Genomic DNA, 14,657 nt, shown 5'->3' with positions numbered 1-14,657 from the left:
TTACAGAGTACGGCCATTGTCAGTCCGGCTGCAATGGGTATTAATAGTTAAAACCTGAACAAAAAGTGACGGAATTATGCTGAAAATACTGGGACGTGCATCGTCTATCAATGTCAGAAAAGTCCTTTGGATCTGTGAAGAACTGGAGATCCCTTTCCGCCGTGAAGACTGGGGAGATGGCTTTAAATCGCTTCAGGAAGCGGAGTTTAAAGCGATGAATCCTAATGCGCTGATCCCGGTGATCCAGGAGGACGATTTCACCCTATGGGAGTCCCATGCCATCATTCGTTACCTGGCTAATGCCTGGGATGGCGAATGGCTCTATCCCCGCCATCCTCGCACCCGTGCGCCGATCGATCAGTGGATCGACTGGCAGGCTACCGAGTTGAACACCTCCTGGCGCTATGCTTTTATGTCGCTGGTACGGCATTCGCCTGCACACCAGGATCCGCGGTTGCTCGCTGCTGCCTGCAAAGGCTGGTCATACACCATGAGCATTCTCAATCAGCAGCTGCAACGTACCGGCGCGTACGTTGCCGGTAACGCCTTTTCGCTGGCCGATATCCCCATTGGATTGTCGGTTAATCGCTGGTATGAGACCCCGCTGGAGCACCCTGATTTTCCGGCCGTTCGCGCCTATTACGAACGGCTTACCGGGCGTAAAGGCTACGCGAAATGGGGCCGGAACGGGACGCCCTGATCGCAATCAGATCATGCCTGCTGGGATGCCGCTCATTTCGCAAGCCAGCGCGCCAGTTCGTTTCAGCGCCCAGGTATAGCGTTCATCAAAGGGATAACAGCAGGTAAGGCGCAATGCGCTGTTGCAACGGTCGCTCAGGGTATAGAGCGCGCCTGGGGTCAGGCAGATTTTTTCCTGTAGCAGGCGGTGGAACAGTGCAATGCAGTCGATCTCGCCGGGCAGCTCGACCCAGAAAATAAAGCCGCCGCTGGGCTGGGTAGCTCGGGTTCCCTGAGGAAAATGCCGGGCAATCAATCCCCGCGCTTCATCCATCTGGGCGGCATAACGGCGGCGCATGGTGCGCAGATGATGATCGTAGCCGCCGGATTCCAGAAAATGTCCGAGCGTTTCACTGAGCAGGCGTGATTCGGTCAGAGAGGACACGGATTTCAGCCTCGCCAGATCTTCGCTGAAGCGGCCTGCGGCAATCCAGCCCACATGAAAATCCGGCGCCACCGTTTTAGTGAAGCTGGCGCAATGCAGTACCCAGCCGTCACTGTCGAACGCTTTAACCGCGGGTGACAAGGGCCAGCAGAACTGCAATTCATCATACAGACCATCCTCAATCAGCGGGATCTGGTAACGATTCACCAGCTTCGCCAGCCGCTTTTTATCTTCCAGCTTCATGGTACAGCCCAGCGGATTTTGTACGGTGGGCATGGCGACCAGCGCCTGAATGCGTTTCTCCTGCAATACCAGTTCCAATGCATCAAGCGACAGACCATGCTGCGGATCGGTTGGGATTTCAACGACGTTCAGCCCCAGACTGGCAAGCAGCGGAAAGAGATAGAAGTAGGTTGGCGTTTCCAGCCCAACGCAGTCGCCCGGCTTAGTGACGACGCGAAGCGCCAGCTGCAACGCCTCCATACAGCCGTGTGTTAGCGTGATATCGTCGGTGGTTAATGTCATACCCAAGTCCCTTGCCCGACGCGCTATCTCCCGACGTAAACGTTCACTGCCGGGCGGAAGGGCATAGCGGCCAATCAAATTCGGTTCACGGCGCAGCAGCGAAGCCATAATACGGCTGATTTTTGCCGTCGGAAAAAAGTCGCTGTTTTGCGGACAGGCAAGAGAGATATTGGTGTAATCCGGGTGGTTCTGGGCGGCAAAAACGGCTTCAATCAAATCCAGCTTGCTGCTGCTGGGCGAGCTCACTTTTGCCCGATGGCTGGCCTGGGCCTTAACCGAAGGTAAAACGCCGCGAACGTAATAACCGGACTGCGGACGCGCTTCAATCAGCCCACGATCTTCCAGTAAGCGGTAGGCGGTTAATACCGTATTAATGCTGACCTGATGGGTGGCGGCGCAGCGGCGAATGGCGGGTAGGCGGCTGCCGGGAAGCCAGGTGCCATTATGTATGGCGTCTGCCAGCGTTTCGGCAAGCTGATGATACAGCGTGCTCTCCTGCGGTTCGATGATGGACACAGTAGTTCCTCCAGAGCATGGGTACAACAGGTATTTGGATAGGATTGTACTCATGACAATAGTGTATTTCTGAATCTGTTACCATCGCCCGTCTGCTTGTATTTTGGTGCTATCAAATGACTCGCAGGATACAGCCGATGATCGATCCCTCTTTTTTCAGTTACGTTACCGTTATGTCGATAACGCCAGGTCCGAATAACCTGCTGCTGGCAACTTCTGGCGTTAATTTCGGCCTGCGCCGTACGCTTCCCATGGTATTGGGGATTATGGTTGGCTGTGCAGTACAGATCGTGATGGCCACCCTGATGCTGGACTTTTTACTGCAATGGATGAGCGCGATTCGGACGCCGCTCACGCTGTTGGGCTGTGCCTATTTGCTGTGGCTCTCGTGGAAAATTTTTCGGGCGGGCGCGCCGGAACTTCAGGAGAAAGCCAGGCCGATGACGCTGGTGGGCGGCGCAATGTTTCAGGCTGTCAATCCGAAAGCATGGCTGATGGCGATCAACGTGGCGCTGATGTACACGGCCAGCAGCAGCCTGATGGTGGTGGCAGGCGGGTTTATGCTGTTAAATCTGCCCTGTATTCTTATCTGGGCAATGATGGGCGATCGGCTTGGTCAACATTTACAGGTGGCCTGGAAACGACGTCTGTTTAACGCATTGATGGCGTTCTCGCTGGTTCTGACCACGCTGTGGATGCTGGTTGAACTGCTTCATCCCTGAAGCAGCCTTCGCTGTCACAGGCCGGCACCGATGGCTCCGGCCTGTAAACCCTGGGCTAACGGCCACTTATGCCGTTAATCGCCCACGTCGCTGCTTCCTTCTTGCGATGGCCATTTCCAGTTCTGTACTTCCGGTACGTCTTCACCATATTCACGAACGTAAGCGTGATGAGCTGCCAGCTTCTCCTGCAAGGCGTCCAGCACGTCGCCCGCTTTTTCCGCCAGCCCCGGAACACGTAAAATTGCCTCCTGAGCCAGATGGTAGCGATCCACTTCGTTAAGCACTGTCATATCAAACGGCGTAGTTGTTGTGCCTTCTTCATTAAATCCCCGGACGTGGAAATTACGATGATTGTTGCGCTGATAGGCCAGTCGATGGATTAGCGCCGGATAGCCGTGGAAAGCAAAGACGACCGGTTTATCGACGGTAAAGATGGCGTCGAAGGCCTCGTCTTCCAGGCCATGTGGATGCTGATCTTTTGTTTGCAGTGCCAGTAAATCCACCACGTTAACCACCCGGACCGCCAGGTCAGGCAGGTACTGACGCAGCAGGTCGACTGCGGCAAGGGTTTCCATTGTCGGGACATCTCCTGCGCAGGCCATCACCACATCGGGCGGCGTATCGGCTTTTTCATTGCCTGCCCAAGACCAGATGCCCATCCCCTGTTCACAATGGGCAATCGCTTCGTCCATGCTCAGCCACTGCGGTTCGGGCTGTTTACCGGCAATGATCACGTTGATGCGATCCCAGGTTTTCAGGCAGTGATCGCCAACCCAGAGCAGCGTGTTGGCATCAGGTGGCAGGTAAACACGCACAATATCGGCTTTCTTGTTGACAACGTGATCGATAAAGCCGGGATCCTGGTGGCTATAGCCATTATGATCCTGCCGCCAGACGTGAGAAGAAAGCAGGTAGTTTAGGGAGGAGATCGGTTCACGCCATGGCAGCTTGCGAGAGACTTTCAGCCACTTGGCGTGCTGGTTAAACATCGAGTCGACGATGTGGATAAAGGCTTCATAGCAGTTGAACAGCCCATGCCTGCCGGTGAGCAGATAGCCTTCCAGCCAGCCCTGACACTGGTGCTCGCTCAGGATCTCCATCACGCGGCCATCCGGTGCCAGCTGCTCATCGTAATCCTGGATTTTTTCCATCCAGGTGCGGTTAGTCACATCAAAGACTTTGCTGAGCCGGTTAGAGGCGGTTTCATCCGGGCCAAAAAGCCGGAAATTATCTGGATTATGCTGGAAGATGGCGCTCAGATAACTGGCGAGAACCGCAGTGGACTGCGCCTGCGTTTCGCCGGGCTTGCCGACATCAACAGCGAATTGACGAATGTCCGGTGTCTTAAGCTCTTTACGCAGACGACCACCGTTTGCGTAAGGCGTGGCGCCCATACGTTTATCGCCTCGGGGAGCCAGTGCCTGTAGCTCAGGTTTTAATCTTCCTGCATCGTCAAAGAGATCGGCAGGATGATAGCTCTGCATCCATTCCTGCAAAATCTGACGGTGGTCGTCGTTTTCACGACATTCGGAAACGGGAACCTGATGGGCACGCCAGAAACCCTCGACCTTTTTACCGTCCACCGTTTTGGGACCGGTCCAGCCTTTGGGGCTGCGCAGGATAATCATCGGCCAGCTCGGAATGTTTTCCTGTGCATCGCCCCGCCGGGCTTCCAGCTGATACTGGCGAATGCTGTCGAAAGCGCAATCCAGCGCTTCGGCCATCAGCCGGTGCATTTTTAGCGGTTCGTCACCCGAGACGAATAGCGGCTCATAGCCATATCCGCGGAAAAGCTGCCGCAAATCTTCATCGCTACTGCGTCCCAGCAGCGTGGGATTGGCAATTTTGTAGCCATTCAGATGCAGAATAGGGAGCACCGCGCCATCACGAGCGGCATTAAGAAATTTGTTACCGTGCCAGCTGGCGGCCAGCGGACCGGTTTCGGCTTCGCCATCGCCGATCACGCAGGGGACGATCAGATCCGGATGATCGAAAGCGGCACCAAAAGCATGAACCAGTGAATAGCCCAGTTCGCCGCCTTCATTAATTGAGCCTGGCGTTTCCGGCGCGGCATGGCTGGGAATGCCGCCGGGGAAAGAGAATTGCCGAAACAGCTTTTGCATACCTTCAGCATCGGCACTGACGGCCGGATAAACTTCGCTGTAGGTACCTTCAAGCCAGGTATTCGCCACCATGCCCGGACCACCATGGCCCGGGCCGCAGACATAAAGCAGATCCACATCCCGCTGGCGAATAATACGGTTCAGATGAGCATAGATAAAGTTCAGGCCAGGAGTGGTTCCCCAGTGGCCCAGCAGGCGAGGTTTTATATGCTCGGGCCGTAACGGCTCACGCAGCAGGGGATTGCTCATTAAATAAATTTGCCCGACCGAGAGATAGTTGGCAGCACGCCAATAGCGATCGAGAAGCTCAAGCTCAGCGTCGGTGACTGGCTGTGGCAAAGACGTATCCATTTAGCTGCTCCTCTGTTTAAGGTCAGATAAAAGCATAGTCGTCTGAGTGAGTTGTGCAGGGAATGGTCGGCCAGGCAGGGTAAATTCAGAGAATGGCGAAAAATTGAGTACCGGGAAACAGGCAGAAGGGCGGAGCGAAGGCCAGACTCCGCCCTTTCTACCGGCTAGTTTAGCCGGCTGTAGCGATTACTTGCCAATAACCGCAGCACCGGCAATGGCTGCTTCATCGTTAGCAGCGGTAAACGGCGAGTAGTTCAGCTGCAGTATACGGCTGGTTTCCGCCATGATGTGCTCCGTCGTCGCGACGTTACCGTTCAGCTTCTGACCGTATGAAGGCAGCATTTTTTTCAGCTTTGACTGCCACGCCGACGTGTTGAAGCGGTCAGAAAAGACTTTATTCATCAGATCCAGCATGATAGGCGCACCGGTTGATGCGCCAGGCGAAGCGCCCAGCAGCGCAGAAATGGTGCCATCCTGCGATGCCACCACTTCCGTACCCAGCTTCAGCACGCCGCCTTTTTCAGCATCTTTCTTGATGATCTGCACGCGTTGGCCTGCTTTCACCAGACGCCAGTCCGCTTTCTCCGCATCCGGGAAGTACTCTTGCAGCGCCTTGTGGCGATCGTCATCGGTCAGCATGACCTGACCCACCAGGTATTTTACCAGGTTAAAATTATCCAGCCCGACATGAACCATCGGCTTAAAGTTCGACGGCGTCATTGAGCCAAACATATCCCACAGCGAACCCTGCTTCAGAAACTTGGTAGAGAAGGTGGCAAAAGGCCCGAACAGCATGACCTGCTTGCCGTCCAGCATGCGCGTATCAAGGTGTGGAACGGACATCGGCGGCGCGCCGACCGAGGCTTTGCCATACACTTTCGCCAGATGGCGTTTCACCACGTCTTCGTTTTCGCTGACCAGGAATTCGCCACCCACTGGAAAACCAGCATAGTCTTTCGCTTCCGGGATACCGGTCTTCTGCAACAGCGTCAGGGCTGCGCCGCCCGCGCCGATAAAGATGTAGCGCGCGCGCAGGGTTCGCTCGGCATCGTTTTTCAGATCGGCAATCGTCACGTTCCAGCTGCCATCGTCGTTACGTTTAAACCGGCGAACTTCGTGACGAGTATGCAGTGAGAAATTCTCATTTTTCTGTAACGAAGCGACCAGCTGACGCGTGATTTCGCCGAAATTAACATCGGTTCCTGTCGGGATGCGCGTAGCGGCCACGCGTTCCTGTTCGCCGCGTCCTTCCATCACTAAGGGGATCCACTTTTTGATTTGCTCGGGATCTTCGGAATACTCCATGCCACGGAACAGCGAACTCTTCTGTAAAGCTTCAAAGCGCTTCTTCAGGAAGGCGATATTGTCGTCGCCCCAGACAAAACTCATGTGCGGCACGCTGTTAATAAAGCTGTGCGGATTTTTCAGGCCGCCACGTTGCACCTGATAAGCCCAAAACTGGCGAGAGAGCTGGAACGCTTCGTTGATGTCCACGGCTTTTTTGATATCGACGCTGCCGTCTGTTTTTTCCGGGGTGTAGTTCATTTCCGCCAGCGCGGCATGGCCGGTGCCTGCATTGTTCCAGCCATTTGAGCTTTCTTGTGCAACGTGCTCAAGACGCTCAGTCATACTGATGCGCCAGTCCGGCTCAAGCTCCTGTAAAAAAGCACCCAGCGTGGCGCTCATAATTCCGCCGCCGATCAGCAACACATCGACGTCAGCGTTTTCGGTTATCTCGGCTGTTTTCGCAAAGCCTGTTTTGTTGCGGGAGGCAGCCAGGCGTACTTGTTGATTTGGCATGGGGCGACTTCTCCGTATGTTGAATAATCAACATGTTTAGCGGGTGAAACAGAGTCGGTTTCTGTTCGAGCCGTTTTCTGTTCCACTGAATGCAGGGATGCTCTTATCAGAAAGGCCTACAGAGTAAAGGGTCTGTTAGCACAGATTTACATCACCTGAAATATACCATTGTTACGTGGCATTTAAAAAATTGTTTAAAGATTAAAAATGAGAATGAAGAGTGCAACGAAATTAGCAACATTGATACTCTGCACAGAATGGCTTTTTTTATGCACAAAATGCGGTTGTTTTTGCACCTAAAATCAAAAGGTTATTATTCCGGATTACTGATAGCGACTGAAAAACGTCGGATTTGGGTGCGAGGAGAGGAGAAGCTGAATCGATCCGCTAAAAAAATTCAGGCGTAGAAATAATGAACGGTATTTGTTGTGTAAATGTTACATAGAGGTGAATTTGATGTCGGGTGAGCGTCAAAGCCCTGGAGTGGCAGAACCGGTAAAAAGAAGAAGAAAGGAAAAACCTGCCCCGTTTCCGGGACAGGGGGTAAACATCAGGCTTTAGCCGCCGCAGCCGCTTTAACGATCACCGCAAAAGCATCGGCTTTCAGTGATGCGCCGCCTACCAGCGCGCCGTCGATGTCTGGCTGAGCAAAGAGTTCAGCAGCATTTTTATCATTGACTGAGCCACCGTACTGAATGATGACCTGAGCCGCCACGTTCGCATCTTGTTTCGCAATATGGTCGCGGATAAATTTGTGTACTGCCTGTGCCTGCGCAGGCGTCGCTGATTTACCGGTGCCGATTGCCCACACAGGTTCGTAAGCGATAACCACGCCATTGAACGCTTCCGCGCCCTGGGTTTTCAGCACGGCATCAATTTGGCGAGCACACACTTCTTCGGTTTTACCCGCTTCGTTTTCCGCTTCGGTTTCGCCAATGCACAGCACGGGGATCAGGCCCGCGGCCTTCAGCACTTCGAATTTTTTAGCAATTAGCTCGTCGCTTTCTTTATGGTAAGTACGACGCTCTGAGTGGCCGATAATGATGTATTTCGCACCAATATCTTTCAGCATGTCGGCAGAGACTTCACCGGTAAAAGCGCCGCTCAGGTTAACATCAACGTTCTGCGCGCCAAGCGCGATATGGCTACCGGAAGCGGCATGTTTCGCCAGATCCAGATACATCACCGGTGGGGCAATGGCTACGCCGCAGCCATCAACGCTGCTCAGCTCATTGCGCAGACCTGCAATCAGCTCGTTGACCATAGTTTTGCTGCCGTTCAGTTTCCAGTTACCCATTACTAACGGATGTCGCATTCTATCCTCCACGCTTAGCGCGATACGGTTAAATTACCCTGCCTTAGCAGCGTTGTCTGCCAGACAGTATAGAGATCAAAACCTTCGAAGGCTTTGCTTTTCGTCATCTTTGCGCCGGGTCAGTTATTTCCCATCGCCAGTTTTATCGGCTCAATGGCAAAGGTCAGTCCCTTGTCACCGTTATCCGCGATCACGTAGCGAACGGCGCCTTCGGTCTGAGCAAAATAGCGTGAACCTTTACCCTTGCTTAACAGATCCTCCAGCCTTTTAAGACTCTGCTCTTCGCTAAGCGTTGGCTCAAAAAAACGTTCCAGCGCGGTCATGTAGGCCAGCGCTTTGTCGCGTGCCGCTTTCTCCTCCGGGCCAGGAACCGGTAGCCAGGTAATCTGCAACGTTTTGATCTTTCCTGTTCCCTGTTCCAGCGCGGTAGAACTATAGAGATTTTCATTGATCTTACTGGCGGCACGCGTCAGATTACTTTTGTCACCCCGGCTGTCTGTTGCGCGATACTCAGGAATCGGTAACGCAGAGTTCACCGCATTATACTTTTCGCGAAACTGGCCGATAGTCATATCGAAGGTGGGCGATCCCGCCAGAAGATAAGGCGCCGTTGGCATATGTTCGGTACGATCCTGCGGATCGGCATTGGCCTGCGCTGCTGCTGTTGCCAGCGAGACCAGTAACGTGATGCCCGTCAACATCGCTTTATTCATTATCGTCTGCCCTAACCAGTACATTCAGTTGAAGATTAGAACGGACAATGACTAAAAAAGTCAAAGCCTGACGCTGTTCTGAGGGAGAATTTATGACCTTACAAGCATGGTGTTTTTCGTGGCATGGCAGACTGGGTAGACGCGATCTTTGGATCTGGCTGACCCTGTGGCTGGTGCTGATGACGCTGCTGTTTACCCTGGCCGCTCGCGGTTGGATGACGACCCAGACGGCAGCTTTCTGCGTGGTCAGCCTGTTATGGCCCTGTAGTGCGGTAGTGGTGAAGCGGCTACACGATCGTAATAAGTCTGCTTACTGGGCTCTGTTGTTGATCGTCGCCTGGATGCTGATGGCGGGTAACTGGGACATGCTGCCCGCCAGTTGGCAATGGGCGCTGGGCCGCTTTATTCCTGCGCTGATTATGGTGACGATGACGCTGGAACTCGGCGTATTTCGTGGTAGTCCAGGCGAGAACCGCTTTGGTAAAAAAGCGCGGCCGGTTAACTATTTCAACCGTAAAACGCCGGATTACCAGTAGTGTTCGCTGGTCATGTGGCCCGGTTTACGCTTCAGATGCTTGCGCATTCCGCGGGTCTCTTTTAGCAGCTGCTGCGTATCCCTGACCATTTGTGGATTGCCACAAAGCATGATGTGGCTCTCTTCTGCCGTCATCGGTAAGCCTACGGCCGCTTCCAGCTCGCCGTTTTCTATCAGTGCGGGAACCCGGCCGGTTAACGACCCCGTGGCTTCTTCACGGCTAACCACGGTCTGAATCCTTAACTTACCGTTATAACGCTGCTGTAGCTGCTGCATGAGCGGCAAATAGCTCAGATCCTGCGCGTAACGTGCAGCATGGACCAGAACGATATGATCGAAACGATCCAGCCCCACGCCTTCCTGCAAAATAGACAGGTAAGGGCCGATGGCCGTTCCGGTCGCCAGCATCCAGAGGGTTTTGCACTCGGGGATTTCGTCCAGCACAAAGAAACCTGCCGCTTCTTTGGTGATCATTAGCTCCTGGCCGGGCTGCAATGCGTGAAGGCGAGGGCTGAGCTTGCCTTCCGGCACGGTCACCAGATAGAACTCAAGATTCTCATCACTCGGCGCATTAACATAAGAATAGGCACGCTGTACGCGTTCCCCGTCTATTTCCAAGGCCAGCTTGGCAAACTGACCCGCAATAAACGGATCGATAGGGGCGTTGACGGTGATGCTGAAAAGACTGTCCGTCCAGTCATGTACCTGTTTGATCCTGGCGTTGACCCATTCGGCCATTACTGACTCCTTAGTTGGGGAAAGCAGGTTAATAACCGTATCTTCGTCACTACACGACGATTTTTCCAGTCGGTGGCAGGGGACAAAGCTCGTATCGACAAATTAAACCCACTTTTTGACTATAACGTACAGTTTCATTTACGGCATTGCCTGCTTTTGCTGACGCCGGGCCGCCTCTTTTTTTTGCTGCCCCTCTCGCTTTGTCATTTATTCCTGATATTTTCCTCGCCATAAAATTCCCTTTCCCGGCCGGTCGTCTTTATCGGGACGATAGCGCCAATAAATGTTGAAAAAAATGAAAAAAATAGCAAACGGGCATCTGCTGGTAATGCTGATCGCGCTGGTGGCCGTCGGGCAGATGGCGCAAACCATTTATGTGCCCGCCATGGCTACCATTGCTGAAGCCTTTAACGTTCGTGACGGCGTGGTCCAGCGGGTAATGGCGGCTTATCTGATGACCTATGGCGGCTCACAGCTTTTATATGGTCCGCTCTCGGACAACATTGGCCGGCGGCCGGTAATCCTTGCCGGGCTGGGTGTCTTTCTGGTTGGGACGCTGATTGCGCTCAGCGCGCCGACTTTCGATCTGCTGGTACTGGGCAGCGCTATTCAGGGCTTAGGCACGGGCGTAGCGGGCGTAATGGCCAGAACGATGCCGCGAGACCTGTATGCGGGTGGCGCGCTCAGGCAGGCTAACAGCCTGCTGAATATGGGGATCCTGGTTAGCCCACTGGTTGCGCCCGTTATTGGCGCTGTGTTGACGCACTGGGTTGGCTGGCATGCCTGTTTTGTCTTTCTGCTGGCGCTTTGCCTGTCGGTCGGTGTGGCTATGCTGCGTTGGCTGCCGGAGACTCGTCCGCCGCAGCCGGAAAAACGCGCTTTGTTTTCACGCTATCGGCCCTTGCTGGCAGACGGCACGTTTATTCGCTACCTGGTGATGCTGATGGGTGCACTGGGTGGCATAGCGGTGTTTGAAGCAAGCTGCGGTGTGCTGATGGGCGGCGTGCTGGGCCTCAACAGTATTACGGTCAGCCTGCTGTTTATCCTGCCAATTCCGGCCGCTTTCTTCGGTGCATGGTTTGCTGGTCGCGATAACAAACCTTTCCCACAGCTGATGTGGTGGTCGGTGAACAGCTGTTTGCTTGCTGGCGCACTCATGTGGATACCGGCATGGTTTGGCATAATGACCATCTGGACGCTGATTGTTCCCGCCGCGCTGTTCTTCTTTGGTGCGGGAATGCTGTTTCCGTTAGCCACAACGGGCGCGATGGAGCCCTGGCCTTATATGGCTGGCACGGCGGGTGCGCTGCTGGGCGGCTTACAAAATCTGGGATCGGGTCTGGCGGCATGGCTGTCGGCGTTGCTGCCGCAGAAAGGCCAGTTCAGCCTTGGCATGCTGATGTTTGCCATGGCGTTGCTTATTCTGCTCTGCTGGTTGCCTTTATCGAAGCGGCCTGAGCCGCAGACGGCATAGCGGGGCAACAGGTAGTCCAGGTCGTTCAGTCGACTGACATCGGGAGTGGCAGAATGGCGGGCAGCAAACTGACCCGCCATTTTTTATCTACAGAAGGTACGGGTGCAGGCTTTCGTCTTTACGATCCAGATAGTGAATGGATTGTATACGGCGAATGGTGCGTGATTTACCGCGTATCAATAACGTTTCGCTGGTGGCGATGTTGCCCTGACGGGTGATCCCTTTCAGCAAGTCGCCGCTGGTGATGCCGGTGGCTGAAAAAATCACATTATCGTTATGGGCCATATCATCCAGCTGCAATATTTCTCCCGCTTTAATGCCCATCTCCAGACAGCGTTTTTCTTCCTGCTCGCCCATGGCGCGATTTTCCGGCGTGTCGCCTTTTACCCTATGGCGCGCCAGCAGACGCCCCTGCATATCGCCATCCAGCGCGCGGATGACCGCGGCGGAAATCACGCCTTCGGGCGCGCCACCAATGCCGTACAGCACATCGATTTCGCTGTCTGGCATGCAGGTCAGGATAGACGCGGCTACATCGCCGTCAGGGAAGGCAAAGATGCGCACGCCTAACTGCTGCAATGAGCGGATGATGTCATCGTGTCGGGGTTTGGCAAGAATCGTCACGGTCACTTCTGACAGCGGTTTCTGCAATGCCTGCGCCACGCGCTTCAGGTTTTCTTCCAGCGGCTGCGCCAGATCGATTACGCCTTTTGCGCCCGGGCCGACAACCAGCTTCTCCATATACATATCAGGCGCCTTGAGAAAGGTGCCTTTATCACCAACGGCCAATACGGTCAGCGCGTTTGCCTGGCCCATCGCCGTCATTCGCGTGCCTTCAATAGGATCCACGGCAATATCTACCGCATCGCCTTCACCGCTGCCGACTTTTTCGCCGATGTAGAGCATGGGAGCTTCATCGATCTCCCCTTCGCCAATGACGATTTGCCCGTCAATATTCACTTTATTGAGCATAATACGCATCGCATGGACCGCCGCGCCGTCAGCGGCATTTTTGTCGCCGCGTCCGAGCCACTTATAGCCAGCCAGCGCTGCGGCTTCCGTTACGCGTGAAAATTCAATGGCGAGTTCTCGTTTCATGATTAGCCCTGGAAAGAGGATGAGGCGGAAAGCTTAGCATGGCGGGCGCGGAAAAAGCCCGCGATCGTGGCGACCGCGGGCAGAGGGCAGAGGGTAAGGCTTACGAGTCGTCCTGCTCTTCCCATGCGCGGGCGCGGGCAACGGCTTTTTTCCAGCCTGCGTAGCGGTAATTACGCTCGGTGGTCTCAATGCTTGGGCGGAATTCACGTTCGATAACCGCTTTTGCACGGACTTCGTCCAGATCTTTCCAGAAGCCAACGGCCAGGCCCGCCAGATAAGCGGAACCCAGCGCGGTCACTTCCAGGACTTCAGGACGTTCAACGCGCGCGCCCAGAATGTCGGACTGGAACTGCATCAGGAAGTTGTTGGCGACCGCGCCGCCATCCACACGCAGTGATTGCAGGCGGGTATTGGCATCAATCTGCATCGCTTCCAGCACGTCGCGGGTCTGGTAGGCGATAGATTCCAGCGTGGCGCGTATGATGTGGTTAGCATTGGCACCGCGCGTCAGGCCGAAGATGGCTCCGCGAGCATACGGATCCCAGTACGGCGCGCCCAGGCCCGTAAAGGCTGGCACCATATACACGCCGTTACTGTCTTTCACTTTCATCGCGAAATATTCAGAGTCGGTCGCATCACCGATTAGCTTCATCTCATCACGCAGCCACTGGATAGACGCGCCGCCGATGAATACCGCACCTTCCAGCGCATAGTTCACTTCGCCCCGTGGGCCGCAGGCGATAGTGGTTAACAGGCCGTTGTTGGACGTGACGGCTTCGGTGCCGGTGTTCATCAGCATAAAGCAGCCGGTGCCGTAGGTGTTTTTCGCCATACCCGGCTGAACGCACAGCTGGCCATACAGCGCTGCCTGCTGATCGCCCGCGATACCCGCGATAGGAATACGCGTTCCGCCTTTACCGCCGATATTGGTCTGGCCGTAAATTTCAGAAGAGGACTTCACTTCTGGCAGCATCTCACGCGGGATATCCAGGATGTCCAGCATGCGCTGATCCCATTCCAGCTTGTGGATGTTAAACATCATGGTACGGGAGGCGTTGGTGTAATCGGTGATATGCACCCGCCCCTGGGTCATTTTCCATACCAGCCAGGAATCCACCGTACCGAATAGCAGCTCGCCGCGTTTAGCACGCTCGCGAGCGCCATCAACGTGGTCAAGGATCCATTTCACCTTCGTCCCGGAGAAGTAAGGGTTAATGACCAGGCCCGTGGTGTGCTGAATGTACTCTTCCAGCCCTTCTTTTTTCAGTTTGGCACAGTAGTCAGCGGTGCGCGGATCCTGCCAGACAATGGCGTTGTAGATCGGCTTACCGGTTTCTTTGTCCCAGACGATAGCCGTTTCACGCTGGTTGGTGATGCCGATAGCGGCAATCTCATCCGAGCGAATGTCGGCGTGAGCCAGCACTTCGACCAGCGTGGAGCTTTGCGATGCCCAAATGTCCATCGGATCGTGCTCAACCCAGCCCGTTTTAGGGTAGATCTGCTGAAACTCGCGCTGGGAGACCGCCACAATATTGGAGTCATGATCCAGGATAACGGCACGGGAACTGGTGGTACCCTGATCTAACGCGACTATATATTTTTTTTCTGTGGTCATAAATCCTTC

At 54.5% G+C, this 14,657-nt stretch carries 11 protein-coding genes and 1 pseudogene; 4 read left to right on the top strand and 8 right to left on the bottom strand.

All coding sequences use genetic code 11. The features are described 5' to 3' along the window. Window positions 1-76: 76 nt before the first annotated feature. Entirely contained in the window at window positions 77-700 is a 624-nt protein-coding gene (locus EHV07_RS22675) for a glutathione S-transferase family protein (protein WP_147200336.1), read from the top strand. Window positions 701-706: 6 nt separating this feature from the next. Here EHV07_RS22675 and EHV07_RS22670 read toward each other — a convergent pair whose 3' ends face one another. Further along, a complete protein-coding gene (locus tag EHV07_RS22670; protein ID WP_147200335.1) occupies window positions 707-2,164 on the bottom strand; it encodes a PLP-dependent aminotransferase family protein in 1,458 nt (485 codons plus the stop codon). Window positions 2,165-2,301: 137 nt separating this feature from the next. Here EHV07_RS22670 and EHV07_RS22665 point away from each other — a divergent pair, with 137 nt between their 5' ends. After that, window positions 2,302-2,886: a LysE family translocator gene (locus EHV07_RS22665; protein WP_147200703.1), complete on the top strand. Its 585-nt coding sequence runs from the start codon at window positions 2,302-2,304 to the stop codon at window positions 2,884-2,886. A gap of 74 nt (window positions 2,887-2,960) precedes the next feature. On the opposite strand, the gene EHV07_RS22660 is transcribed toward EHV07_RS22665, so the two are convergent. The 4 genes and pseudogenes from EHV07_RS22660 to EHV07_RS22645 all read right to left on the bottom strand — a co-directional run bounded on the left by EHV07_RS22660 (window position 2,961) and on the right by EHV07_RS22645 (window position 9,188). Further along, window positions 2,961-5,360: a phosphoketolase gene (locus tag EHV07_RS22660; protein WP_147200334.1), complete on the bottom strand. Its 2,400-nt coding sequence runs from the start codon at window positions 5,358-5,360 to the stop codon at window positions 2,961-2,963. Between the two features lie 228 nt (window positions 5,361-5,588). Continuing rightward, window positions 5,589-7,160 (bottom strand): annotated as a pseudogene (gene mqo / locus EHV07_RS22655) (malate dehydrogenase (quinone)); the annotation flags it as partial. A 550-nt stretch (window positions 7,161-7,710) separates the two neighbouring features. Beyond that, complete coding sequence (gene tpiA, locus EHV07_RS22650) at window positions 7,711-8,475, bottom strand: triose-phosphate isomerase (RefSeq protein ID WP_147200332.1); 765 nt, start codon at window positions 8,473-8,475, stop codon at window positions 7,711-7,713. Between the two features lie 119 nt (window positions 8,476-8,594). Next, window positions 8,595-9,188, bottom strand: coding sequence for a YiiQ family protein (locus EHV07_RS22645; RefSeq protein WP_147200331.1), 594 nt, complete (start codon window positions 9,186-9,188; stop codon window positions 8,595-8,597). Window positions 9,189-9,280: 92 nt separating this feature from the next. Between EHV07_RS22645 and EHV07_RS22640 the strand changes: the two genes are divergently transcribed. Beyond that, complete coding sequence (locus tag EHV07_RS22640) at window positions 9,281-9,724, top strand: DUF805 domain-containing protein (protein ID WP_147200330.1); 444 nt, start codon at window positions 9,281-9,283, stop codon at window positions 9,722-9,724. On the opposite strand, the gene fpr is transcribed toward EHV07_RS22640, so the two are convergent. Beyond that, a complete protein-coding gene (gene fpr, locus EHV07_RS22635; RefSeq protein ID WP_147200329.1) occupies window positions 9,715-10,461 on the bottom strand; it encodes a ferredoxin--NADP(+) reductase in 747 nt (248 codons plus the stop codon). The genes EHV07_RS22640 and fpr overlap by 10 nt on opposite strands. Window positions 10,462-10,756: 295 nt before the next feature. Between fpr and emrD the strand changes: the two genes are divergently transcribed. Then, window positions 10,757-11,935, top strand: coding sequence for a multidrug efflux MFS transporter EmrD (emrD, locus tag EHV07_RS22630; RefSeq protein WP_147200328.1), 1,179 nt, complete (start codon window positions 10,757-10,759; stop codon window positions 11,933-11,935). Between the two features lie 87 nt (window positions 11,936-12,022). On the opposite strand, the gene glpX is transcribed toward emrD, so the two are convergent. Next, a complete protein-coding gene (glpX, locus tag EHV07_RS22625; protein ID WP_147200327.1) occupies window positions 12,023-13,033 on the bottom strand; it encodes a class II fructose-bisphosphatase in 1,011 nt (336 codons plus the stop codon). Between the two features lie 100 nt (window positions 13,034-13,133). Beyond that, window positions 13,134-14,648 (bottom strand): glycerol kinase GlpK, encoded by a 1,515-nt coding sequence (gene glpK / locus EHV07_RS22620; protein WP_147200326.1) that lies wholly within the window; start codon window positions 14,646-14,648, stop codon window positions 13,134-13,136. Window positions 14,649-14,657: the final 9 nt, after the last annotated feature.

It is taken from the genome of Pantoea sp. CCBC3-3-1 (assembly GCF_007981265.1).
Taxonomy (GTDB): Bacteria; Pseudomonadota; Gammaproteobacteria; order Enterobacterales; family Enterobacteriaceae; genus Erwinia.
Note: the sequence above shows the minus strand (reverse complement) of the source record. Positions and strands in the feature narration are given on the sequence as shown.

Coding starts and splice junctions, on each gene's coding strand:
- EHV07_RS22675 (WP_147200336.1), top strand. CDS start 77: ATGCTGAAAATACTGGGACGTGCATCGTCTATCAATGTCAGAAAAGTC.
- EHV07_RS22665 (WP_147200703.1), top strand. CDS start 2,302: ATGATCGATCCCTCTTTTTTCAGTTACGTTACCGTTATGTCGATAACG.
- EHV07_RS22660 (WP_147200334.1), bottom strand. CDS start 5,360: ATGGATACGTCTTTGCCACAGCCAGTCACCGACGCTGAGCTTGAGCTT.
- tpiA (WP_147200332.1), bottom strand. CDS start 8,475: ATGCGACATCCGTTAGTAATGGGTAACTGGAAACTGAACGGCAGCAAA.
- EHV07_RS22645 (WP_147200331.1), bottom strand. CDS start 9,188: ATGAATAAAGCGATGTTGACGGGCATCACGTTACTGGTCTCGCTGGCA.
- EHV07_RS22640 (WP_147200330.1), top strand. CDS start 9,281: ATGACCTTACAAGCATGGTGTTTTTCGTGGCATGGCAGACTGGGTAGA.
- fpr (WP_147200329.1), bottom strand. CDS start 10,461: ATGGCCGAATGGGTCAACGCCAGGATCAAACAGGTACATGACTGGACG.
- emrD (WP_147200328.1), top strand. CDS start 10,757: ATGAAAAAAATAGCAAACGGGCATCTGCTGGTAATGCTGATCGCGCTG.
- glpX (WP_147200327.1), bottom strand. CDS start 13,033: ATGAAACGAGAACTCGCCATTGAATTTTCACGCGTAACGGAAGCCGCA.
- glpK (WP_147200326.1), bottom strand. CDS start 14,648: ATGACCACAGAAAAAAAATATATAGTCGCGTTAGATCAGGGTACCACC.